Here is a 22,134-nt window from a genome sequence, read left to right on the forward strand (position 1 = left end):
CAGAGGCCTTCCGGGAAGTGTCACTGGTCGCCCGCGGGGGATCCGGAGCATCGCCCCGTGTGCGGTCCCGTCCCCCCACGGCTTAATTTAGGACGTGAGTTAAGCGTCAAGCTAAGATCGCGTCAAGAGCCCCGGCCCAGGTGGTCGCGGCGAAGGCGTCGAGCCGAGGGAGCAGGGGTGAAGGGGCGCAGCGGCCGTACGGTACGTGACCTGCGGCGAGAGAACCGCACTGCCGTTTTGCAACGGCTCTATTTCAATGGGCCGCTGAGTCGCTTCGCGCTCGGTCCCGCCACCGGACTGAGCTCGGGTTCGGTGAGCAACGTGGTCTCCGAGCTGATGGCCGAGGGCCTGGTCGAGGAGGCCGGCAGCGTCGACTCGGTCGGCGGCCGGCCGCGCACGCTGTTGCGGGTCAGCCCGCGCAGCGGCCACATGATCGGCATCGACGTGGGCGAGACCCGGGTCCGCGTGGAGCTGTTCGATCTGGCGCTCACCGAACTGGCGCGGGTGGAGAAGCCGCTGGCGACCGACGGCCGCCGCATCGACCGCTACGACGTCGACGTGGTCGTCCGCCATCTGCGCGAGGGCATCGCCGAGGTGCTGGAGCGGGCCGGGATCCCCGCCACCGGGCTGTTGGGCGTCGGTATCGGCGTGCCCGGCATCGTGGCGCACACACCGCAGGACGGCGCCCTCGTGCACGGCCAGACGATCGGCTGGGACGCGGTACCGCTGGAACGGTATCTGCGGGAGTCGCGGCTGCTGCCCGAGTCGGTGCCGTACTACGTCGACAACGGCGCCAAGACGCTCGGCCAGGCGGAGATGTGGTTCGGCGCCGGGCGCGGGGCGCAGAGCGCGGCCGTGGTCCTCTTCGGCTCCGGTGTCGGCGCGTGCGTGGTCACCGGCGACATGGGGCCCGGCCGGGCGGTGGAGTGGGGGCATCTGACCGTCCGGGTCCGGGGGCGCCGCTGCCGGTGCGGCGCCCAGGGCTGCCTGGAGGCGTACGCGGGCGCCGAGGCGCTCCTGGAGCGGTGGGCGGAGGCCGGCGGAGCGCCGCCCGCCGGGGTGGACGAGGAGACCGCGCTGACCGCGATGCTCGCCGCCGCCTATCCGGCCGACGGCCCCGCCGACGAGACGGCGCTGGCCGTGCTGGAGGAGACCGCCGAGTATCTGGGCGCGGGCTTCTCCGATCTGATCAACCTGTTCCAGCCGGAGCGGATCCTGGTCGGCGGCTGGGCGGGCCTGCAGTTGGGCCGCCGTTTCCTGGACGCAGTGAAGGCCCACGCCACCGCCTACTCGCTGCGCCACCCCGCCGCCCACGTCCGTATCGACCTGGGCACGCTCGGCCCGGACGCGGTGACGGTCGGCGCGGCGATCCTGCCGCTCGCGGACTTCTTCGCGCGTGGCGGGCGGCCCGTGGAGGTGGAGCCGAAGGAACCGGATCCGGCCTGGCAGACCAACCTCCAGGACCGCGCCGCGCAGTAGGGGCCCTCCGGGCCGGGTGCGGGGAAGCCCCGGCCCGGAGGGAGTCGGTCACGGATAGGACGTGACGGTGGACGGCACGGTGGAGGTGCCGGAGGGGGCGGTGGAAGCTCCCGTGTCGTTGATGACGTGCTCGTAGTGGCCGTTGCCGCTGAGCGAGACCACCAGCAGGCTGTGGAACTTCACCCCCGCCTTCACCGGCGCCTTGAAGCCGTGGTCCTGGCGGATGCTCGGGTCGACGTTGTAGTAGCAGTAACTGCCCAGCCCCCACGCCTCGTGCGTGTTCACCGAGTCGTCGACGCGGTAGGCGGCGTAGCCCCTGGTGGTTCCGTTCTGGATGGCGGCCTGGTTCGGGGCGTCGTAGGCCTTCTCGTTCTGGAAGAAGATGGTCCGGCCGCGTTCGCCGTACCACTCGACGTCGTACTTGTTGAAGTGCTCGACGAACAGACCGGTCGCCAGGACGTCGTCACCGTTGACCCGTACGCCGTAGTCGGCCCGGTTGGTCTCCCAGCCGACGCCCTCGCCGTGGTCGGCACGCCACACCCAGGTGTGGTCGATGATCGTGTCGTCGTTGTTCACGACCATGCTGGTCGTGGCCTTGCCGGCGCCCGCGCCGCCGATCCGGAGGTAGACGTCCTGGACGGTGGTGGGGTTGCCCGCGTGGTCGGCGCTCGCGCCCTGCGGACCGACCTCCAGCAGCGTGGTGGAGTTGACCGAACCCGCGTCGATCAGGAAACCGGCCAGCCGGACGCCGTCGACGTCACCCACGCGCATCGCCGTGACGCCGTTGTCCGGGATGATCGTGGCCAGACCCAGGCCGAGCACGACCGTGTTCGCCCGGTCGATCTGGATCGTCTGGTCGACGTGGTACACACCCGGCGTGAACAGCAGGTGCAGGCCCTGGCGCACGGCCTGGTTGATGGTCGCCGCGCTCACGCCCGGCTTGACGACGTAGAAGTTGCTGAGCGGGATGGACTGACCCTGCGGGGTGCCGCTCTCCCACGTCGTGCCGCGCGCGTTGGTGCGCAGCGCGGGCGCGAACACCTTGTACTCGTTGCCGTCCAGGTAGAGGAACGGCTTCTCGCGCGAGAGAGGCGTGTTGGCCAGCGTGGTGTACTTCGGCTCGGGGAAGCCGGTCGCCGGGGCGCCGACCGTGCCGGAGAAGACCTGGTTCCACACCGAGTTGGACCAGCCGCCGATGGAGCTGTCCCGCGTGTACCACTGCTGCTGCGAGTAGTTGCCGACCTGACCGTCGACCTTGGAATCGGCGATGTAGCCACCGCTGGCCCAGCCGTAGCCGCTCGGGGCGAGGTTGAGCCCGCCCTTGATGTGCATCCGGCGGAACGAGGAGGCCTGGGAGACCGCCCAGCGGTTGGTGCCGTTGACCGGGTTGACGGCGAGGTTCTCGGCGGCGCGCCAGAAGTTCTGGGTGGCGTTGCCGTTGAACCAGCCGGCGTCGACCGTGATATCGCCGTTGATGGTGGTGTCGTCGGGGCGCAGGCCGAGCCCGGCGATCTGGGTGTAGAAGCCGATCTGGGCGTTGAGGCCGCTGTAGGTGCCGGGCTTGAAGAAGAAGGCGTGCCGGCCGCTGCCGAACTGGGCCGACTCCTGCTGCCGGAACACCTCGTCCAGCTTGGCCTGGATGCCGGGCGTGGACGGGTCGAAGACATGGACGTTCGGCCCGAGGTCACCGCCACCCGGGAGGGTGGGGCCGCCGTCCTGGGTGCCGTAGACCTTGAACTCCCAGAGCGAGTAGCCGTATCCGGTGGCGCGGGCCGTGCCGAGCACCCGGACGTAGCGGGCGGTGCCGGAGACGTTCAGGGTCTGGGTGCCGCCCGTGCCGGTGGTGGTGGAGTAGGCGGTCGACCAGTCGGTGCCGTTCTGCGAGATCTCGACGCGGTAGGCGGTGGCGTAGGCAGTCTCCCAGCGCAGTTCGACCTGGCTGAGCGCGGCGGACGCGCCGAGGTCGACGCGGATCCACTGCGGGTCGGAGAAGGCGCTGGACCAGCGGGTGCCGTTGTCGCCGTCGACCGCGGCGGTGGCGGGTGTGCCGGCGTTCTCCTGGCTGGAGGCGGTGACCGGCTTGCCCTGCGAGAGCAGCGTCGGGGCGGCCTCGGCCCGGGGCGCGGGCACCACGGCGAGCAGGGCCGCGGCCAGGACGAGGACCAGCACGGCGATCAGTGAGCGTCTGTGGGGAGGATCGGCGACGGACATGAATGCGGCTCCTGAGTACGAGAGTTGACGGAAAAGCGCGCGCTCTCCGGAACCCTGCCGCTGCTCCTCCAGTCCGGTCAATAACTCCGTCACGACTTTTCTTTTACCTTTCATTAAGTAGGGATCGGCGCTCGGCCGACAGGTGACCCTCACTCGACACCCCCGCGATACGAGCCAATCGACGCCCGAGCGGGCGAGACGCCGGCCGCACCACCCGCACGCCTTCGCACCACTTCACACCGCCCCCACGAATCCATCACGTGAGGATCACTTCCGGTCGATCCGGCTCCAGTGGTGCAGACGAGGTCGTCGGCGCCTGCCTAGCCTCCCGGGCCATGCGATCACCTCTGATCAGACGCTTCGGTCTCGCCGCCGTCCTCGCTTTCCTGCTCGCCGCGTTCGGCCTGGCCCCGAACGCGAGCGCGGCCGAACCCGCCCCGGCCACCCTGACGTTCGGCTCCGACAGCGCGACGACCACGCCCGGCGGCACGGTGAACCTGTCGATGACGCTCACCAACAACGCCACGTACGACATCTGGTTCACGTACCAGACGATCGACCCGACCTGGCTGACCACCCAGCGTCCGGACCTGAAGTACTCCTTCACGTCCTGCACCCTGACCACCGCCACGGGCGGCACGCCCTGTTCCGGCACCGGCCCCGCCAACCTGGGCGCCAACTACGGCGCCACCGTCCCGCCCGGCCAGAGCCGCACCGTCACGCTCACCCTCCAGGTCGCCGCCGACTCCGGCTGCAACGGCAACATCGGCTTCTACTCCTACTTCTACGCCGAGTTCAGCGACCGCACGAGCCTCAGCGGCGGCCCGGTCTACACGCCCGAGACGCGGGTCCTGTGCGCCTGATCGGCCACGGTTGACCTGAAACAGGTCTGTGATCGGCTTCCCCGCGTGGTCCAGACCTCCGGAAGAAACACCGGCGGGCCCCAGTGGCCCGCCGGTGGCGTGTTCAGGCCCCGGGCCAGCGCTCCAGCCGCTTCGCGCCCCCCTTTCACCACCCCTTCGGCGAGGCGTCGGCGCGTCATGTACCGCCCGGTCATGACCAGTTGGCCACCTGTGCTTTTCCGTCATGTTTCGCAAGATGACCACGAAAGCTACACAGAGACACCACCATGTGACGCGACGGATGCGTCGGCGACCGGCTACTGAGGGGGGCTCGGCGTCGCGCAAGGGGGTGCGTCCGCTCGTCTGCGAGCCGTGCCCACCCCCGCCCGGGGAGGGGACAAAGCCGCATGAAGCGGATGTTATGCACGACCGCGCTGACGGTGGGCGCGCTCATCGCCGCACTCGGCCTGCCCGCCGGAGCGGCGGCCGCCGACAGCGCGCCACGCGTCGATCTACGGGTCCTGGTCGTGAGCGACGGCGGCCCGTCGACGGACGCGATCGCCGCCGAACTCGACGTGGCGGGAACGCCGTACACCGAAATCGACCTCACGCGGACCGACCGTCCCGTGATCGACGCGGACCTGCTCGCGGACACCGTCGACGGGCGGCCCCGGGCCAGGTTCCAGGCGGTCGTCCTGCCCAGCGACAACCCGTTCGCGGCCGGCTCCGCCGAGATGGCGGCCCTGGTCGCCTACGAGCAGACGTACGGCATCCCGCAGGTCGACGCCTACACCTACGCGCGTCCCGAGGCCGGGCTGAAGTACCCGGTCGAGGGCGGCTACTCCGGCAGCCTCGACGGGGCGCGGGCCGAGGTCACCGCGGCCGGGCTCGCCGGCCCCTTCGGCTACCTCGACGGCGCGGTTCCCTTCGAGGATAACTCCCCCACCGTCGGCGAGAGTTACGGCTACCTCTCGACCCCGGTCGCGGGCGCCGACTTCACCCCGTACGTCGAGGCGACGGTCCCCGGGACGACCCGGCGCGGCTCGCTGGTGGGCGAGTACCGGCACGACGGGCGCCGCGAGCTGGTCGTCACCTTCGTCTACAACCAGCACCAGCAGCAGTTCCGGCTGCTGGCCCGCGGGATCGTCCAGTGGATGACGGGCGGCGTGCACCTGGGCGCGTCACGGAACTACTTCGCCGTCCACGTGGACGACGTGTTCGCCGCCGACGACCGCTGGAACACCGAGCTCAACTGCACGCCGGGGGACGTCGACTGTCCCGAGGGGGCGGGCACGCCCGACCCGATCCGGATGACACCCGAGGACGTCACCTACGCCGCCGACTGGCAGGACGACCACGGCTTCACCCTCGACATGGCCTACAACGGCGCCGGGAGCGTCGAGCACCGCGAGGACAACGGCGGCGCCGACCCGCTCGCCGACCGCTTCCTGAACGAGCGGGCCCGCTTCCGCTGGATCAACCACACCTACACCCACGCCTTCCTCGGCTGCGAACAGGACACCACGGTCGTGCCGTGGCGCTGCGCCACCGAGACCGACGGCAGTGTGCGCTGGGTGAGCCGGACCGCCATCGCCGACGAGGTCGCCGCCAACGAAGCCTGGGGCACGAACGCCGGACTGCCGCTGGAGAAGGACGAGTTGGTCACCGGGGAGCACTCGGGTCTGAAGGTGCTGCCGCAGCAGAGCGCGGACAACCCGAACCTGGCGCTCGCCCTGGACGACACCGGCATCGAATGGCTCGCCTCGGACAACTCCCGCGAGCCGGACCAGCGCCAGGTCGGCCCCGCGGTCACCGTGCCCCGCTACCCCATGAACGTCTTCTACAACGCGGGCCGGGCGGCCGAGCAGGTCGACGAGTACAACTGGATCTACACCAGCCGCGCCCAGGGCGGCAGCGGCATCTGCGAGGACAACCCGGCCACCTCCACCTGCCTGACCGAACCGCTGAACACGGCCACCGGCTACGGCGACCACATCGTTCCGCTGGAGACGAAAACGGCCCTCGGCCATGTGCTCTCCGGCGATCCCCGGCCGCACTTCATCCACCAGTCCAACCTCGCCGAGGACCGCATCGCCTACCCGGTCCTCAACGGCGTCCTGGAGGGGTACGCGTCGCTGTTCGCCGCCGACACCCCCGTGGTGAACCCGCGGATGAAGGACATCGGCGTCGAACTCCAACGGCGCGCGGCGTGGCGGACGGCACTGGACGCCGGGCAGGTCACCGCCTACCGCATCGGCGACACGGTGACCGTCGAGGCCCCCGAGGGTGTCCCGGTCACCGCGACCATGCCGGACGGCACCACCCTGGCCGGCGCCGCGTTCGGCGAGGCGTACGCGGGCGAGCGGTCCGGGTGGACCGCCGCCGCGGGCGCGCCGATCTCCCTCGGCCTGCCGTCTTCGGCGGCCGCGGTCAGCGGCGGTACGGCCGACTCGGCGCCGGTCACGAGCCCGGCGCCGGAGACCTTCGTCCCGGAGGGGACGAAAGAACCCTCGGTGAACTGAGCGGCGCACCGACCCACGGTCCCGGCCGCCCCCCTGCGCGGCTGCCGGGACCGGCACCACCACCCACTTCCCGGCCGTGGAGCACATCGATGCACGTTCCCCACGGCGCGCGACGCCTCGACGCGACGCGCGTCACCCTGCTCACCGAAGGCACCTATCCGCACAGCCACGGAGGCGTCAGCGTCTGGTGCGACCAGCTCGTCCGTGGCATGCCCGACCTGGAGTTCGACATCGTCGCCGTCACCGGCACCGGCCACGAACCCGTCGTATGGGAGCTGCCCTCCCACGTGTCGCACGTCTGGTCCGTCCCCATGTGGGGCGCGCCCCCGGAGGGCGACCCGCCCCGAGGACGCGCCCGCCGCCGGCTCACCCACGCCTACGAGCGGTTTCTGACAGCGCTGCTGGACCCCTGCGCCGAGGACGGCTTCGCGCCCGCCCTGTACGTGATGGCGCGGGCCGCGGCGGACGGCACGCTCAGCCCCTTCCTCCGCGGTGACGGGGCGGTCGCCGTGCTGGCGTCCGTGTGGAACCGGCCCGGGCTCGTCGTCCGGGAGGCCCGGCCGTCCCTGCACGACGCGCTCACCGCGACCGGGCTGCTGGAGCACGCCCTGCGGCCGCTGACCGCTCCGGTGCCGAGCGCCGGGGTCACGCACGCGGTGAGCGGCGGCGTCGCCGTGCTGCCCGGCCTCGCCGCGCTGGAACGTTACGGCATCCCCCTGCTCCTCACCGAGCACGGCGTCTACCTGCGCGAACGCTATCTCGGCTACCGCACCGCCCCCTACCGCTGGCCGGTGAAGGCGGTCGTCCTTGGCTTCTTCCGGCTGCTGGCCGAGGAGACCTACCGCAGGGCCGCCCTGATCACCCCGGGCAACCGCTACAACCGGCTGTGGGAGGAACAGGGCGGCGCGGCACCGGAGTCGATCCGTACCGTCTACAACGGCGTGGACCCGGCCGCCTTCCCGCCCGCCGGGCCCGAACCGGAGGGGCTGACCCTCAGCTGGGCGGGCCGGGTCGACCCGATCAAGGACCTGGAGACCCTGATCCGCGCCTTCTCGCTCGTACGGGAGCAACTGCCCGACGTACGCCTGCGGTTGTTCGGCGGGACACCCCGCGGGGGCGAGGCCTACCGGGAGCGCTGCGAGGCGCTGGCCGCCGAACTGGGGCACGCGGACGCCGTCACCTTCGAGGGGCGGGTGGACGACATCAAGGACGCCTACGCCGCGGGCACCGTGGTGATGCTCTCCAGCATCAGCGAGGGCTTCCCCTTCACGCTGATCGAAGCCATGTCCTGCGGCCGGGCGACGGTCTCCACCGACGTGGGCGGGGTACGGGAGGCCGTCGGCGACACGGGGTTGGTGGTGCCGCCGAGGGATCCGGCCGCGATGGCCGCCGCCGCAGTGGAGCTGCTGAGCGATCCGGCGCGGCGGACGGCGATGGGCGAGGCGGCCCGGCTGCGGGTGATCGAGCAGTTCACCCTGCGCCAGACCATCGACACCTTCCGCGCCATATACCACGAACTCCCCGCCATGGAACGGCAGTCGCCCGCGGCGCCGAGAGTGGCCGTGGCCCTGTGAGCGGCCCCATGGCACTCGAGCCCGGCGGCATCGAGCAGGACACGCTCGCGCTGCGCCTCGCCGACGACGCCACCCTCGCCCTGCGGCTGCCGGGCGGCGGTACGCACCGGGCCGAGGTCGACCGCCTCGCCGCCGAGCTGGCCGACCGCATCGGACCGGCCGTCCATCCCTACGAGGTGGCGGCCCTGCTGGAGTCGGAGGGGCTGTCCCCGGCGGTGGTCGAGGAGCGGTACGGGCATCCGACCGTCTTCTCGCTCGCCTCCGCCCTGTACGAGCGGGTTCCCCGGGTCTTCCCCGAGCCGGTGCCCGCGCCGGATCCCTGGCGTCCGGACCATGTGCGCTGTCTGCTGCGCGGGGCGCTGTTCGCGCTCCCCGGGCTCGCCTATCTGCTCACCGCGCCGCTGTGGCACGCCGAGCGGCATGTCGCCGCGCTGATCGTCGCCGGACTCGTCTCCTGGGCGTGGGGCCAGGCCTTGGGCCACCGGGCCCATCTGCGCCTGGCGGCGGGCCGTCGCGAGGCGGGCCGCACGCTGCTCCTCGGCGCTCCCCTGGCCGCCGCCCTGGCGACGGGCTGCGCCGCGGTGCCCGCCCAGGGCGGCCCGGTGACCCTGGTGGCAGCCGCGCAGTCCGTCTATCTCGCCGCCGCGGGCGTACTGCTGGTGCTCGGCGCCGAACGGCTGCTGCTGGCCGCGCTCACTCCCCTGGTGGCCGGGGCCGCGGTACTGCCCTGGTGGGAGCCGGGCACGGCGCTACGGGCCACGCTGCCCCTGCTGGCCCTGCTCGCCACCCTCGCCGTCACGGCCCACACCCTGCGCACGGCCCTGGCCGCACCCCCCGGACCCGCCGCTCCCCCGCCCGCGGCGCACCGGTCGCTGCCGTACGGCCTGTTCGGGCTCGCGGCCGGGATCCTGGTACTGATGGAGGGCCGGGAGCATCCGTACGCGGTGATCGCGCTGACCGTGTCCATGGGTCCCGCCGAGTGGTTGCTGTACCGCTACCGGGGCCTGTCCGTCGGCGCGCTGCGCGCCGCCCCCACGCCCACCGCGTTCCTGTGGCGCTCGGCCGGAGTCCTCGGCCTGTGCCTGCTGGCCTACCTCCTGCCCCTGCTGCCCGCCGCGCTGCTCACGGGCGGCGACCCCGGCGCGTTGCTGCCGCTCGCGGCCACCTTGTGGACCGCGCTGCTGCTCCAGGCGTTCGGCATCGCCTGGCCGCCTGCGGCGATCTGCCTGACCGCCGCGGCCGGCGCCGCCGCCTCGCCCGACCACCTCTTCCTGCCTTACGGGGCGGCCGCCCTGTGTCTCACGGTCTGCGTGCTGTGGACCCTCGGCCGCCCCGCGCTCCATGTCTGATCCCAGGCTCGACCATCCGGAAGGACACCAGAGTTGACCTCCGCACCGCTCGCCGCCGTCACCGGAGCCGAAGGTTTCATCGGCTCGCACCTCACCCAGGCGCTCGTCGCCTCCGGGCACCGGGTCAGGGCGATGGCCCAGTACAACTCCTTCTCCTCCTACGGCTGGCTGGAGACCCTGTCGCCGGACGTCCTGGAGCACGTCGAGATCGTCCTCGGCGACGTCCGCGACCCCGGCTCGGTCCGGGGCCTGATGGAAGGCGCCGAGTCCGTCTACCACCTGGCCGCGCTCATCGCGATCCCGTACTCCTACCAGGCGCCGCACAGTTACGTGGACACGAACGTGACCGGCACCCTCAACGTCCTCGAGGCCGCCCGCTCCCTGGGCACCCCACGGCTGGTGCACACCTCCACCAGCGAGACCTACGGCACCGCGCGGACCGTGCCGATCACCGAGGACCACCCGATCAACACCCAGTCGCCGTACGCCGCTTCGAAGGCGGGCGGCGACCGGCTGGCCGACAGCTACCACGCGAGCTTCGCCACCCCCGTGGTGACGCTGCGGCCGTTCAACACCTTCGGACCGCGCCAGTCCATGCGCGCCGTGATCCCCACGGTGATCGGGCAGGTGGCCGCCGGGGAACGGACGATCACGCTCGGCGATCTGCGGCCCACCCGGGACTTCACCTACGTCAAGGACACCGCGCAGGCCTTCCTCGCCGTCGGCACCGCGCCCGCCGAGCAGGTGGTGGGCCGCACCTTCAACGCCGGTACCGGCGGCGAGATCTCGGTCGGCGACCTGGTCGCGCTGATCGGCAAGGTCATGGACACCGCCCTCGACGTCCGCGAGGACCCCGAGCGGCTGCGGCCCGCCGCCTCCGAGGTGATGCGGCTGGTCGCGGACGCCTCCCGGCTCACCGCGGCCACCGGCTGGCAGCCCGCCCACACGCTGGAGGAAGGCCTCGCCCACACCGTCGAGTTCTTCCGCGACCCGGCCAACCTGGCCCGCTACAAGACCGGCATCTACAACATCTGACCCCCTCGGCACGTCACTAAGGAGCACCCCATGCACGCAGTGATCCTGGCGGGAGGCAAGGGCGTCCGGCTGCGGCCCTACACCACGGCCCTGCCCAAGCCGCTCGTCCCCATCGGCGACCAGCACGCCATCCTGGAGATCGTGCTGCGCCAGCTCTCGGCGGCCGGTTTCACCCACTGCACCCTCGCCATAGGCCATCTCGGCGAGATCATCCGCGCCTACGTCGGCGACGGCTCCCAGTGGGGTCTGCACGTCACCTACGCCACCGAGGACAGCCCCCTCGGCACCATCGGCCCGCTGCTGTCGCTGCGCGACCGACTGCCGGAGAACTTCCTGGTGATGAACGGCGACATCCTCACCGATCTGGACTACGCCGACGTGCTGCGCCGACACCAGGAGTCCGGAGCGCCGCTGACCATCGCCACGTACGTCCGCAAGGTGCGCATCGACTTCGGGGTGCTGACCACCGACGCCAGCAAGGTGGTCGCGTTCACCGAGAAGCCGAGCATGGACTACCGCGTCTCCATGGGCGTCTACGGCCTCTCCCGCGACACCCTCGACACCTACACCCCCGGCCTGCCGCTCGGCTTCGACGAACTCGTCCTCGACCTGCTCGCCGCCCAAAGCCCGCCGCACGCCTACGAGTTCGACGGGTACTGGCTGGACATCGGCCGCCCGGACGACTACGACCGGGCCAACGCGGAGTTCACCAGCCGCAAGTCGCTTCTGCTCAAGGGAGCCTGAGCACCGTATGCGCCTTCTCGTCCTGGGCTTCACCGGCTATCTGGGCGGACACGTCGTCGAGCGACTGCGGGCCCTGCCGGGCACGCGGGTGCTCGGCGGCGGTCGCTCGCCGGACGCCGACCATCACATCGACCTCGCCACGGCCGACCCCGAGCGGCTGGCGAAGACCCTCGCGTCGGCGGCCCCCGACGCCGTCGTCAACTGCGCGGGCGCCACCGCCGGTGACGCCGTCACTCTCGCCGAGGTCAACGCCCGCGGCCCCGCCGTCCTGTGCGCGGCCCTGCGGGAGGCGGCCCCGGCGGCCCGTCTGATCCATCTGGGCTCGGCCGCCGAGTACGGCCCCGGCACCCCCGACGTCCCGGTCACCGAGTCGGCGCCGACCAGTCCGGTCGGCCCTTACGGCGCGACCAAGCTCGCGGGCACGGTCGCGGTGACCGCCTCGGGGCTGGACGCGGTGGTGCTGCGCGTGGGCAACCCGGTGGGGCCGGGGGCCCCGGCGACCGGACTGCCCGGCCGGGTCGCCGCCCTGCTGCGCGAGGCGGGCGAGGACCCGGAGGCGGTCCTGCGGCTGGGGGACCTGTCGGCCTACCGCGACTTCGTCGACGTACGCGATCTGGCGCGGGCCGTGGAAATGGCGGTGGCGTCTGCCCGCCCCCTGCCGCGGGTCCTGAACATCGGCGGCGGAGCCGCGGTGCGCGTGCGCGACGTCGTGGACCGATTGGCCAAGGCGGCGGGATTCCGTGGCCGCATCGAGGAGGCCGCGGCCGGCTCGGCCCGTTCGGCGCGGGTGTCGTGGCAGTGCTCGGACATCGCGGCCGCGCACGACGCGCTCGGCTGGCGGCCGGTCCACACCCTCGAGGACTCACTGGGCGCGCTGTGGGACGGCGGCTGAGCACCGTGAGCCTGCTGATTCCGCTGTATGTCCATCCCGCCGAGGATCCCGGCGCCTGGCACCGGCTGATCTCGGGCGCCGCCCGCACCTACGGGGTGATCCTCAACCCGGCGAGCGGACCCGGCCGGGAAGCCGACCCGGCGTTCACCGCGGCGGCCGGGGCGCTGCGCACGGCCGGGGCGCGGCTGCTCGGGTACGCGGACACGGCGTACGGGCGCCGGGATCCGGCGGAGGTCGTCGAGGACGTGCGCCGGCACCAGGAGTGGTACGCGGCCGACGGGTGCTTCCTGGACCGGGTACCGGCGGACCGGGCCGGGCTCGCCGGGTGCCGGAAGCTGGTCCGCTCCCTGCGCCGGACCGGCGCCGGCACCGTGGTGCTCAATCCGGGCGTCCACCCGGCGCCCGGCTACACCCGGCTCGCCGATCTGACGGTCACCTTCGAGGGCCACTGGTCGACGTACGTCTCGGCCTTCAGCCGCCCGGCCTGGACCGCGCGGCACCCGGCCGAACGGTTCTGCCATCTGGTGTACGGGGTGCCGGAGGCGCTCGTCCCCCTGGCCGTGCGGACCGCGCGCGACCGGGGCGCCGCGGTCTCGGGGCCGGTCACGGGGGAACAGCCCAATCCCTGGGCGGGACTGACGCCCGCGCTGACAGGGGTCGAGTGATGCGAAGGCTGTTCACGGCGCTCCTCGCGCTGGGGCTGCTCACCGGCTGCTCCGGCACGGACGGCGCCGCACCGGGCGGCGACGGCACGAAGGTCCCGCCCGCCGCGTCCGCGGGCCCCACCGCCTCCGCGAGCCCCACCGTCTCCGAGGGCCCGTCGCCGTCCGCCACCACCCCGAGCCCGACCGCCTCCGCGAGCCCGACCGCCTCCGCCGGCTCCACCGCCTCCGCCCGCTGGAAGCCGCGGCCCGGTCTCGCCTGGCAGTGGCAGCTCGACGGCCGCGTCGAACCGTCGGTGGACGTGCCGGTCTACGACATCGACGGCTTCGAGAACTCCAGGGCGGACGTGGCCCGGTTGCACCGCGACGGACGCAGGGTGATCTGCTACGTCAACGTCGGCGCCTGGGAGGACTTCCGCCCCGACAAGGATGCCTTCCCCGCCTCGGTCCTGGGCCGGCCCAACGGCTGGCAGGGCGAGCGCTGGCTGGACATCCGCCGGCTGTCCGTCCTCCGGCCGATCATGGAACGCCGCTTCGACATGTGCCGCGACAAGGGCTTCGACGCCGTCGAGCCCGACCTGATGGAGGGGTACGGCAACGACACCGGCTTCCCGCTCACCGCGCGCCACCAGCTCCGCTACAACCGCATGATCGCCGACATCGCCCATCGACGAGGCCTGTCCGTGGGGCTCAAGAACGACCTGCCCCAGATCCCGGAGCTGGTGCGCCACTTCGACTTCGCCGTCAACGAGGAGTGCGCGCAGTACGACGAGTGCGAGGAGCTGAGGCCGTTCATCGCGGCGGGCAAGGCCGTCTTCCACGTGGAGTACGCCGTACCGCCGGACGCCTTCTGCGCCGACTCCCGGCGCCTGAAGCTGTCGTCGATGCGGAAGAAGCCGGAGCTGGGGGTGTGGCGGGCGCCGTGTTGACCTGGGGGGGTCGTCCGTAGGGTGAGGGCATGCGGATAGACGTGGTGCAGTTGCTGGTCTCCCCCGAGCACCGGCTGGCCGGGCGGCCCGCCGACGGGCTGCCGGCAGAGCGGGAGGGGGAGCTCGTGGAGCGGGCCGAGGTGCGCGCGGGGCTCGGTCTGGTCGGAGACCGGTACTTCGGGCAACGGGCGCACCGGGATGCGTCGGTGACGCTGATGAGCGCCGAGAACCTGCCGGACCCTTCGGCCGATCTGCGCAGCACTCGCCGCAATGTCCTGCTGCGGGGCGTCGACGTCGACTCCCTCGTCGGCTCGGTCGTCAGCCTGGACTGCGGTGAGGGGCCGGTGACCTTCGCGGTGAACCGCCCGGCCCGGCCCTGCGCCTGGATGGACGCGACCATCGGGCCAGGTGCCCAGCGCGCGCTGCGCGGGAAGGGCGGTGTGCGATGCACCCCGCTGTCGGACGGGGTGCTCGCCGTCGGACCGGCGACGTTTCAGGTGCGGTGACGCGGGTCGACAGAACGCGGCGCAGGAACCCGGCACCGGCGCCGCGCTCCCAGGTGGGCGGGCCGTTCCGGGTTGCGGAGACCTTCTGCGCGGGACGACGAGTCAGGAAGGGGATTCGGCGCCCGTGTAGAAGGCGATGGTCGCCGCCGTGGTGGACGCGACGACGTCCGGGTCCGCGCCCGAGGCGGTGTACGCCGCGCCCCACAGCTCGCCCGACCGGGTGTGGGCCGCCTTGCCCTCGTCGGACAGCGCCCACTCCTGCGCCTTCTCGGGGCTGCTGAATCCGCCGCCCGAGAGATGCATGCCGAGTCCGAGGAGGACCATGTCCCAGCCGACGCCGGTGGCCCCGGGCCCGTACTGGCCCCAGAACTCCTCCGGGACGACCGCCACATGCTCCAGTTCGAGGACCGTGCGCTCCTCGCCGTCCGGGGTGAGGCGCAGGACGACCTCACTGAAGCCGGGGTCGGGGCCGAACAGCCAGCTCACGCGCAGCAGGTTCGGCTCGTCGCACTGGAGGATCTCCCCTCCGGCCTGCCCCTGCAGCTGGTAGCGGCCGCCGACCTTGAACTCCCCGCTCACCGGCAGGAACCAGCGGGCGATGCGCTCCGGGGAGGTCACCGCGTCCCACACGTCGGCGACGTCGGCGTCGTAGGACCGGCGCAGCAGTACGGTCCGGGCGTCTCCCGCCTCCACCCGCCTACTGCCGACCTCGCGGTGCAGCCGGTTGATCTCGTCGACGATGTCAGTCATCCCTGCTCCCTTCATTGAGTCTGCGCGCGCGTTTGCCGCGCGCCAGTTCCGTCCCGAGCGCGTCGAGCCGCTGTTCCCAGAAGCCCCGGAACCGTTCCAGCCAGTCGTCGACCTGGCGCAGCGGGGCGGCGTCGACGGCGTACAGCCGCCGGGTGCCCTCCGCGCGCACGGACGCGAAGCCGTTCTCCCGCAGCACTCTCAGGTGCTGGGACACGGCCGGCTGCGAGATCCCGAACTCCTCCTGGATGGCGGCGCTGATCTCGCCCGATGCCTGCTCGCCCGTGGCGAGCAGCTCCAATATCCGGCGCCTGACCGGATCCCCCAGAACATCGAAGGCGTGCACACGACCGACTATGCCAGCTGGGACTTATATAAGGCAACTCTTAAATAGAACGCCGCGGCGACGTGGCCCTCGACGTCAGCGGCGGCCCACGATGCCCACGACCGGCGCCGACCGGATCACCTCGGGGGTGAATCCGGCCGCCTCGAAACCGGCCGACACCTTCGCGGCGACCTCCTCCTCGCGCCTGCCGGGAGGTGCGTAGAACGCGTAGAGGGCACCGCCGGGAGCCAGCAGCGAGAGCGCGAGGGCCAGTTCGGCGCGGGCCGGGCCCGTCCAGAAGAGGTTGACGTTGATGGCGAAGATCTTGTCGAAGCGCCGGCCGGAGAGGCCGGCGGCCGACAGCTCAGGTCGGGTGAAGGAGGCCTGGGCGCATTCGGCCCGTCCGGCCTCGATCGCGCCGGTATTGCGTCCGACGGCCCGTTCCACGGCCTTCGCCGAGCGGTCGACGGCCACGATCGTGCCCGTTCCCAGCAGCGGGCAGACCAGCTGGACGGCGACTCCGCCGCCGCAGCCGATCTCCAGGAGGCGGTCGGCCGGGCGCACGTCGAGCATGGCCACCGCCTGAGCGATGCGTGCGGGGACCGCCATGGGCCTGCCTTTCAGACGGGCGTCGGCGCCGTCACGAAGGAGTCGATCGCCGTGGTGAGTTCCCTCGGCCGCTCCACGGGGAGTTCATGGCCTGCGTCGATGATGCGCACCACGGCGTCGGGGTACGCCTTCGCCATCCGCAGCATCTGGGTGACCGGCAGCTGGATGTCGTGGTAGCCGTGCACGATCAGGGTGGGGGTGCGGATCTCGCCCAGACGATCGAGGACGTCGAACGCGCGCATGGCGCCGTACAGCGTCATCACGACCTCGCGCGGGGTGCCCGCGGAGGCGCGGATGTACTCGCGGACCTGCTCCTTGGGGTGGCCGGGGGCGAACGCGCGCTGGATGTTCGCGGCCACGAAGAGCTTGTAAGGCGCCAGCGTCGAGGCGGCCATCAGCAGGCCACGGGCGCGGCTGTACGTCATCCGGCCGATGGAGTTCACCAGCACCAGCCGCTCGACGCGGTCGGGGTGGGCGAGGGTGACGGTCTGGGCGATCATGCCGCCCATGGAGTGGCCGACCAGGACGCACCGGTCGATCTCCAGGTGGTCCAGGAGCGCGAGGACGTCCGCGGCCAGCTCCTCGATCGTGCGGACGCCCGCCCCGCCACTCTCGCCGTGTCCGCGCAGGTCGAGCCGGACCACCCGGCGCCGCTCGGCGAAGTGGGACATCTGGTGGTCCCAGCGGTGCCGGTTCGCCGTCCAGCCGTGGATGAACACCAGCGGTGCCTCGGCGCTGTCGCGGGGGCCCTGGTCGTCGTACGTCAGCGCTGCGCCCTCGACTTCGAGTTGCGGCATGGAGGCCTCCTGCGTGCAGTCCGGTTACTGGCCGGTACGGTAACCGGTCACCGGCCCCGGCGTCACTGGTCCGCGGCCCTCAACGTCGCTGGGTGTTGAGCCTGGCCGCCTGCCGGGTCAGGTGGTCGACCTCGGCGAGGTTGGACGCCTTGTGGGCCGCCTCGGCGTACAGCCGTGCCGCCGTCGCCAGGTCGCCGTCGCGTTCGTGGAGGTAGGCGGCCACCGCGGTGTAGCGAGGCAGGGAGTCGTCCAGGGCCGCGAGTTCGGCCAGTCCGGCGCGCGGGCCGTCGGCCTCGCCCACGGCCACGGCTCGGTTGAGGCGGACGACCGGGCTGTCGGTCAGCCGGGCCAGCTCGTCGTACCACTCCACGATCTGCACCCAGTCGGTCTCCTCGGCCCTGGGCGCGTCGGCGTGCAGGGCGGCGATCGCCGCCTGGGCCTGGAACTCGCCCAGCCGGTCGCGGGCGAGAGCCGCCTGGAGGATCTCGACTCCCTCCGCGATCAGCTGGGTGTCCCAGCGGCCGCGGTCCTGCTCGGCGAGCGGGACCAGGCTGCCGTCGGGCGCGGTGCGGGCGGCGCGGCGCGCGTGGTGGAGCAGCATCAGGGCGAGCAGCCCGGACACCTCGGGGTGGACGATGGCGGCCGCGAGCTGCCGGGTGAGCCGGATGGCCTCGGCGGCGAGGTCGACGTGGCCGGAGTAGCCCTCGTTGAAGACCAGGTAGAGCACGCGCAGCACGGTGGCGACGTCGCCGGGCCGGTCGAACCGGACGCCGGAGACGGTGCGCTTGGCCCGGCTGATGCGCTGCGCCATGGTCGCCTCGGGGACCAGGTAGGCCTGGGCGATCTGGCGGGTGGTCAGGCCACCGACGGCGCGCAGGGTGAGCGCGACCGCGGAGGACGGGGTCAGCGAGGGATGGGCGCACAGGAAGTACAGCTGGAGGGTGTCGTCGGCCGCGGGCGCGGGACCGGGCGCGGGTTCCTCGTCGAAGCGGTCCTCACGGCGGCGGCGGGCGGTGTCGGCCCGGGTCGCGTCGAGGAACTTGCGCCAGGCGACGGTGACCAGCCAGCCCTTCGGGTCCCGGGGCGGGTCGTCGGGCCAGACGCGGACCGCCTCCACCAGCGCCTCCTGCACGGCGTCCTCGGCCGCCGCGAAGTCTGCTCCGCGGCGGACGAGGATCGTGAGCACGCTCGGGGTGAGGCTCCTGAGGAGGGCCTCATCCATGGCAGTCCGCGGTGGTGGGCGGCGCGGCGAGGAAGGGGCGCAGCTCGAGCCACTCGTGGATCGGCTTGCCGCCCGCGCCGGGGGCGGCGGACAGTTCGCCCGCCAGCTCGACGGCGCGGTCGTAGCTGTCGACGTCGATCACCATCCAGCCGGCGATGAGGTCCTTGGTCTCGGCGAACGGGCCGTCGGTGACCGGGGGGCGCCCCTCGCCGTCGTAGCGGACCCAGGTTCCCTCGGGGGCGAGGGCCTGGCCGTCGACGAACTCACCCGTCTTCTCCAGGCGCTGCGCGAAGTCCCGCATGTACTGGACGTGCGCCGAGATCTCCTCGGGCGTCCACCGCTCCATGGGGATGTCGTTGGCGGGGGCCGGGGCGCCGCGGTAGTGCTTCAGCAGCAAGTACTTGGCCATGGTGTGTCTCCTGGGTGCTGGTGCGACCCATTGTGGTCGCGTTCACCCCGGGGACGGAGCGGATCACGGGTTCTCGACATCGCCGGGGGAGATTTTTTCCGGGAATCCCGGCGGGGCACGGACACGGGCCCGGACACCGCGTGCCGCGCGATGTCCGGGCAGGTCCGCGGGGCGGGTGTGGTCAGCCGCCGCTGAGGCGGCTGCGCAGCAGTTCCTTTCCCAGTTCCGCGCCCTTGCGGCTGTCCGCCTGGGCCTTGCGGAACAGGTCAGCGACCTCGCTGTCCTTCTCGCGCTCCGCGTCCTGGATGTACGTCTCCAGGCGCAGCGCGTTGTTGAGGCACGCTTCGACGTACCAGATCAGGTTGTAGTCCTTGTCCGCCGTACCGGTCACGCCGCCGGCCTCGGCACTGCTGGCCATTCGGGCCTCCTTCCTCGGTCGGGCCGGATCTCCCGGCCCACTCTTTGGATGCGGGCCGAGTACCCGGCGTGGTGGTGGCCAGTCAGCACCGATCCAGCCATGTCCCGCCGGGACTCGTGTCCCATTGGGACATGATGGGTGTACCGTGAAAGCATGAAGGCAACGGAGCCCCCCGAGGACCGCAGGCAGCGCAAGGCCAGACAGACCCGCGACGCGCTGGCCACGGCCGCCTTGGACCTGATCCTGGAGCGCGGCCTGGCCGGGACGACGGTGGAGGAGATCGCCGAGCGCGCGGACGTCACGCGCCGCACCTTCAGCCGCCATTTCACCGGCAAGGAGGACGCGGCCCTGGACTTCGTCCGGGGTGACGGCGACCGGATCAACGCCCTGCTGCGCACCCGCCCGGCCGCCGAACCGCCCCTGCTGGCCTACCGGCTCGCGGTGCGCGCCTGGCTCGCCGACCAGCAGAACCCTGCCTGGCATCTGCGCCCGCGGATGCGTGAGCTGCTGGCCCTGGTGGACCGCGAGCCCGCTCTGTTCGCCGCCTACGAACGCATCCGGGTCGACGCCCAGGAGGAGTCGATCCGGATCATCGCCGACCGGCTCGGCACCGACGACGTCCGGGACGTGCGCCCGGCCGTCGTGGTCGACGCCGCCGCCGGCGTTCTCACCGCCGCCCTGCGCAACTGGGCGCGGCGCGGCGACGACCCGGAATCGGGAGCCGCGGACCTCGCCGCCCTGGTGGAGCAGGCCTACGACGCCCTCACCTCGCAGGCCGCCGCCGCGGTCTCGCACAGCACCACCGAAAGGCCCACAGCATCATGAGCACTCCCCGCCTCACCGACTCCTCCACCGAATTCGCCGGACAGACCGCCCTGGTCACCGGCGCCGCCTCCGGTATCGGCCTGGCCACCGCCCGCCGACTCGGGGCCGGCGGCGCGCGGGTCGTCATCGCCGACTTCGACATCGAGGGCGCCGAGAAGGCCGCCGCCGAACTGGCCGCCGAAGGGATCACGGCCGCGGCCGTGGAACTGGACGTCACGCGCCCGGAGTCCGTCGAGGCGGCCGTGCGGTTCGCCGTGGACACCTTCGGCGGCCTGGACCTGGCCGTGAACAACGCCGGGATCGGCGGCCCGAGCGCCCCGACGGGCGAGTACGACATCGCCGCCTACGACCGCGTGGTGCGCACCAACCTCGACGGCGTCTTCTACTCGCTGCGCCACGAGCTGCCCGCCATCGAGGCCGGCGGCAGGGGCGGCGCGATCGTCAACGTCGCCTCGATCCTCGGCTCGGTCGCCTTCGCCGGCTCCCCCGCGTACGTCGCCGCCAAGCACGGCGTGGTCGGCCTGACCAAGTCCACCGCCGCCGAGTACGCCGCCAAGGGCATCCGCGTCAACGCCGTGGGCCCCGGCTTCATCGACACCCCGCTGCTGAAGACCATGGACCAGGACGCCTACGCCGGCCTCGTCGCCCTGCACCCCGCCGGCCGCCTCGGCCGCCCCGAGGAGGTCGCCGAGCTGATCGCCTTCCTGCTGTCGGCGCGCGCCTCCTTCGTCCACGGCAGCTACCACCTCGTGGACGGCGCCTACACCGCCGTCTGACCACCCCCCGCACGAACCCATCGGACGAAGGAGTCCGGCCTTGAAGGCACTGCAGTACCGCACCATCGGCGCCCCGCCCGAGGTGGTGACCGTCCCCGATCCCGAACCCGGCCCCGGCCAGGTCCTGTTGAAGGTCACCGCCGCCGGTGTGTGCCACTCCGACATCGCCGTGATGAGCTGGCCCGCCGAGAACTTCCCGTACGCGCTTCCGCTCACCCTCGGCCACGAAGGCGTCGGCACCGTCGCCGCGGTGGGCGCCGGGGTGACCGGCGTGCGCGAGGGCGAGTCGGTGGCGGTGTACGGGCCCTGGGGCTGCGGCACCTGCGCCAAGTGCGTTGAGGGCAAGGAGAACTACTGCCTGCGCGCACAGGAGCTGGGCATCCTCCCGCCCGGACTCGGTGCGCCGGGGTCGATGGCCGAGTACCTGCTCGTCGACGATCCGCGGCATCTGGTGCCCCTGGACGGTCTCGATCCGGTGGCGGCGGTCCCGCTCACCGACGCGGGCCTGACGCCCTATCACGCGATCAAGCGGTCGCTGCCCAAACTGGTGCCGGGGTCGACCGCGGTCGTCATCGGCACCGGCGGGCTCGGCCATGTGGCGATCCAGCTGCTGCGCGCGCTCACTCCGGCCCGCGTGATCGCCCTGGACGTCAGCGCGGACAAGCTGCGCCTCGCGCGGGAGGTCGGCGCCCATGAGGCGGTGCTCTCCGACGAACGGGCGGCGGCTGCGGTGCGGGAGCTGACCGGCGGGGTCGGCGCCGAGGCGGTGTTCGACTTCGTCGGAGCGCAGCCGACGGTCACCACCGCGGGCGCCGTCGCGGCCGTCGAGGGCGACGTCACCATCGTCGGCATCGGCGGCGAGGCGCTGCCGGTCGGGTTCGGGCAGCTGCCGTTCGAGGTGTCGGTGAGCGCGCCGTACTGGGGCAGCCGCGGCGAGCTGGTGGAGGTGCTGGCGCTGGCCCGATCCGGGGCGGTGTCGGTGCACACCCAGACGTTCTCGCTGGACGAGGCCCCGCTCGCCTACGAGCGACTGCACGCGGGGAAGATCAGCGGGCGTGCGGTGATCCTCCCGAACGGCTGACTTCCGGTCAACTCACCTTGACCGTACGGAAATTCAGACAGTTGACGCAGAAGTGAACAGAGAGCGGGCAGATTCGGAGCGAAGTACCCCCGGACCGTGCGAGCACGGTCGATGACGGTGTGTACTGTGCTGCGAGCGCCTCGTGAGGGGATCTCGCACTCACCCCTGCCCACTTCTCTG

At 72.3% G+C, this 22,134-nt stretch carries 22 protein-coding genes; 14 read left to right on the plus strand and 8 right to left on the minus strand.

Annotation, left to right across the window (positions count from 1 at the left end; all coding sequences use genetic code 11):
• Positions 1–177: 177 nt before the first annotated feature.
• A complete protein-coding gene (locus tag ACWDRW_RS10940; protein WP_451722056.1) occupies positions 178–1,479 on the plus strand; it encodes an ROK family protein in 1,302 nt (433 codons plus the stop codon).
• Positions 1,480–1,527: 48 nt separating this feature from the next.
• On the opposite strand, the gene ACWDRW_RS10945 is transcribed toward ACWDRW_RS10940, so the two are convergent.
• Entirely contained in the window at positions 1,528–3,690 is a 2,163-nt protein-coding gene (locus ACWDRW_RS10945) for a discoidin domain-containing protein (protein WP_451722058.1), read from the minus strand.
• A 335-nt stretch (positions 3,691–4,025) separates the two neighbouring features.
• Here ACWDRW_RS10945 and ACWDRW_RS10950 point away from each other — a divergent pair, with 335 nt between their 5' ends.
• The 10 genes from ACWDRW_RS10950 (at position 4,026) to ACWDRW_RS10995 (ending at position 14,745) form a co-directional block, all read left to right on the plus strand.
• Positions 4,026–4,553: a hypothetical protein gene (locus ACWDRW_RS10950; protein WP_451722060.1), complete on the plus strand. Its 528-nt coding sequence runs from the start codon at positions 4,026–4,028 to the stop codon at positions 4,551–4,553.
• 386 nt (positions 4,554–4,939) lie between these two features.
• Positions 4,940–7,054 carry a hypothetical protein gene (locus tag ACWDRW_RS10955; protein WP_451722062.1) on the plus strand — a complete coding sequence of 705 codons (2,115 nt, stop codon included), beginning with the start codon at positions 4,940–4,942 and terminating at the stop codon, positions 7,052–7,054.
• Positions 7,055–7,143: 89 nt separating this feature from the next.
• Complete coding sequence (gene pelF, locus ACWDRW_RS10960; RefSeq protein WP_451722064.1) at positions 7,144–8,628, plus strand: GT4 family glycosyltransferase PelF; 1,485 nt, start codon at positions 7,144–7,146, stop codon at positions 8,626–8,628.
• A complete protein-coding gene (locus ACWDRW_RS10965; protein ID WP_451722066.1) occupies positions 8,625–9,977 on the plus strand; it encodes a hypothetical protein in 1,353 nt (450 codons plus the stop codon). The genes pelF and ACWDRW_RS10965 overlap by 4 nt, the downstream gene beginning before the upstream one ends.
• Positions 9,978–10,010: 33 nt before the next feature.
• The gene (locus ACWDRW_RS10970) at positions 10,011–11,012 is read left to right on the plus strand and encodes a GDP-mannose 4,6-dehydratase (protein WP_451722068.1); all 1,002 of its coding nucleotides are present in this window, start codon (positions 10,011–10,013) and stop codon (positions 11,010–11,012) included.
• 30 nt (positions 11,013–11,042) lie between these two features.
• On the plus strand, positions 11,043–11,756 hold the full coding sequence (locus tag ACWDRW_RS10975) for a nucleotidyltransferase family protein (RefSeq protein WP_451722070.1): 714 nt from the start codon (positions 11,043–11,045) through the stop codon (positions 11,754–11,756).
• Between the two features lie 7 nt (positions 11,757–11,763).
• Positions 11,764–12,648, plus strand: a complete 885-nt coding sequence (locus tag ACWDRW_RS10980) for an NAD-dependent epimerase/dehydratase family protein (protein WP_451722072.1) — start codon at positions 11,764–11,766, stop codon at positions 12,646–12,648.
• Between the two features lie 5 nt (positions 12,649–12,653).
• Entirely contained in the window at positions 12,654–13,313 is a 660-nt protein-coding gene (locus ACWDRW_RS10985; RefSeq protein ID WP_451722074.1) for a spherulation-specific family 4 protein, read from the plus strand.
• Positions 13,313–14,239, plus strand: coding sequence for an endo alpha-1,4 polygalactosaminidase (locus tag ACWDRW_RS10990; protein WP_451722076.1), 927 nt, complete (start codon positions 13,313–13,315; stop codon positions 14,237–14,239). Before ACWDRW_RS10985 ends, ACWDRW_RS10990 begins: the two co-directional genes overlap by 1 nt.
• Before the next feature lie 29 nt (positions 14,240–14,268).
• Positions 14,269–14,745, plus strand: coding sequence for a molybdenum cofactor biosysynthesis protein (locus tag ACWDRW_RS10995; RefSeq protein WP_451722078.1), 477 nt, complete (start codon positions 14,269–14,271; stop codon positions 14,743–14,745).
• Between the two features lie 102 nt (positions 14,746–14,847).
• On the opposite strand, the gene ACWDRW_RS11000 is transcribed toward ACWDRW_RS10995, so the two are convergent.
• The 7 genes from ACWDRW_RS11000 to ACWDRW_RS11030 form a co-directional block, all read right to left on the minus strand.
• Entirely contained in the window at positions 14,848–15,495 is a 648-nt protein-coding gene (locus ACWDRW_RS11000) for an SRPBCC family protein (RefSeq protein ID WP_451722080.1), read from the minus strand.
• Positions 15,488–15,838, minus strand: coding sequence for an ArsR/SmtB family transcription factor (locus ACWDRW_RS11005; RefSeq protein WP_451722082.1), 351 nt, complete (start codon positions 15,836–15,838; stop codon positions 15,488–15,490). The genes ACWDRW_RS11000 and ACWDRW_RS11005 overlap by 8 nt, the downstream gene beginning before the upstream one ends.
• Positions 15,839–15,913: 75 nt before the next feature.
• On the minus strand, positions 15,914–16,426 hold the full coding sequence (locus ACWDRW_RS11010; protein WP_451722084.1) for an SAM-dependent methyltransferase: 513 nt from the start codon (positions 16,424–16,426) through the stop codon (positions 15,914–15,916).
• Between the two features lie 11 nt (positions 16,427–16,437).
• Positions 16,438–17,223, minus strand: a complete 786-nt coding sequence (locus ACWDRW_RS11015; protein WP_451722085.1) for an alpha/beta fold hydrolase — start codon at positions 17,221–17,223, stop codon at positions 16,438–16,440.
• A gap of 79 nt (positions 17,224–17,302) precedes the next feature.
• Positions 17,303–18,445 carry an RNA polymerase sigma factor gene (locus ACWDRW_RS11020; protein ID WP_451722087.1) on the minus strand — a complete coding sequence of 381 codons (1,143 nt, stop codon included), beginning with the start codon at positions 18,443–18,445 and terminating at the stop codon, positions 17,303–17,305.
• Positions 18,438–18,854: a YciI family protein gene (locus ACWDRW_RS11025; RefSeq protein ID WP_451722088.1), complete on the minus strand. Its 417-nt coding sequence runs from the start codon at positions 18,852–18,854 to the stop codon at positions 18,438–18,440. Before ACWDRW_RS11025 ends, ACWDRW_RS11020 begins: the two co-directional genes overlap by 8 nt.
• A gap of 181 nt (positions 18,855–19,035) precedes the next feature.
• Positions 19,036–19,272 carry a hypothetical protein gene (locus tag ACWDRW_RS11030; protein ID WP_451722089.1) on the minus strand — a complete coding sequence of 79 codons (237 nt, stop codon included), beginning with the start codon at positions 19,270–19,272 and terminating at the stop codon, positions 19,036–19,038.
• A 153-nt stretch (positions 19,273–19,425) separates the two neighbouring features.
• Here ACWDRW_RS11030 and ACWDRW_RS11035 point away from each other — a divergent pair, with 153 nt between their 5' ends.
• Genes ACWDRW_RS11035 through ACWDRW_RS11045 form a run of 3 tightly spaced genes read left to right on the plus strand, consistent with a single transcriptional unit; the run spans position 19,426 to position 21,954 of the window.
• The gene (locus ACWDRW_RS11035) at positions 19,426–20,097 is read left to right on the plus strand and encodes a TetR/AcrR family transcriptional regulator (protein WP_451722090.1); all 672 of its coding nucleotides are present in this window, start codon (positions 19,426–19,428) and stop codon (positions 20,095–20,097) included.
• Positions 20,094–20,873 (plus strand): SDR family NAD(P)-dependent oxidoreductase, encoded by a 780-nt coding sequence (locus ACWDRW_RS11040; RefSeq protein ID WP_451722092.1) that lies wholly within the window; start codon positions 20,094–20,096, stop codon positions 20,871–20,873. Before ACWDRW_RS11035 ends, ACWDRW_RS11040 begins: the two co-directional genes overlap by 4 nt.
• Positions 20,874–20,913: 40 nt before the next feature.
• On the plus strand, positions 20,914–21,954 hold the full coding sequence (locus ACWDRW_RS11045; RefSeq protein ID WP_451722094.1) for an NAD(P)-dependent alcohol dehydrogenase: 1,041 nt from the start codon (positions 20,914–20,916) through the stop codon (positions 21,952–21,954).
• Positions 21,955–22,134: the final 180 nt, after the last annotated feature.

It is taken from the genome of Streptomyces sp. NPDC003635 (assembly GCF_053587635.1).

Coding starts and splice junctions, on each gene's coding strand:
- ACWDRW_RS10995 (WP_451722078.1), top strand. CDS start 14,269: ATGCGGATAGACGTGGTGCAGTTGCTGGTCTCCCCCGAGCACCGGCTG.
- pelF (WP_451722064.1), top strand. CDS start 7,144: ATGCACGTTCCCCACGGCGCGCGACGCCTCGACGCGACGCGCGTCACC.
- ACWDRW_RS10950 (WP_451722060.1), top strand. CDS start 4,026: ATGCGATCACCTCTGATCAGACGCTTCGGTCTCGCCGCCGTCCTCGCT.
- ACWDRW_RS11030 (WP_451722089.1), bottom strand. CDS start 19,272: ATGGCCAGCAGTGCCGAGGCCGGCGGCGTGACCGGTACGGCGGACAAG.
- ACWDRW_RS11010 (WP_451722084.1), bottom strand. CDS start 16,426: ATGGCGGTCCCCGCACGCATCGCTCAGGCGGTGGCCATGCTCGACGTG.
- ACWDRW_RS11020 (WP_451722087.1), bottom strand. CDS start 18,445: ATGGATGAGGCCCTCCTCAGGAGCCTCACCCCGAGCGTGCTCACGATC.
- ACWDRW_RS10945 (WP_451722058.1), bottom strand. CDS start 3,690: ATGTCCGTCGCCGATCCTCCCCACAGACGCTCACTGATCGCCGTGCTG.
- ACWDRW_RS11035 (WP_451722090.1), top strand. CDS start 19,426: ATGAAGGCAACGGAGCCCCCCGAGGACCGCAGGCAGCGCAAGGCCAGA.
- ACWDRW_RS11000 (WP_451722080.1), bottom strand. CDS start 15,495: ATGACTGACATCGTCGACGAGATCAACCGGCTGCACCGCGAGGTCGGC.
- ACWDRW_RS11025 (WP_451722088.1), bottom strand. CDS start 18,854: ATGGCCAAGTACTTGCTGCTGAAGCACTACCGCGGCGCCCCGGCCCCC.
- ACWDRW_RS10990 (WP_451722076.1), top strand. CDS start 13,313: ATGCGAAGGCTGTTCACGGCGCTCCTCGCGCTGGGGCTGCTCACCGGC.
- ACWDRW_RS11040 (WP_451722092.1), top strand. CDS start 20,094: ATGAGCACTCCCCGCCTCACCGACTCCTCCACCGAATTCGCCGGACAG.
- ACWDRW_RS10975 (WP_451722070.1), top strand. CDS start 11,043: ATGCACGCAGTGATCCTGGCGGGAGGCAAGGGCGTCCGGCTGCGGCCC.
- ACWDRW_RS11015 (WP_451722085.1), bottom strand. CDS start 17,223: ATGCCGCAACTCGAAGTCGAGGGCGCAGCGCTGACGTACGACGACCAG.
- ACWDRW_RS10980 (WP_451722072.1), top strand. CDS start 11,764: ATGCGCCTTCTCGTCCTGGGCTTCACCGGCTATCTGGGCGGACACGTC.
- ACWDRW_RS10955 (WP_451722062.1), top strand. CDS start 4,940: ATGAAGCGGATGTTATGCACGACCGCGCTGACGGTGGGCGCGCTCATC.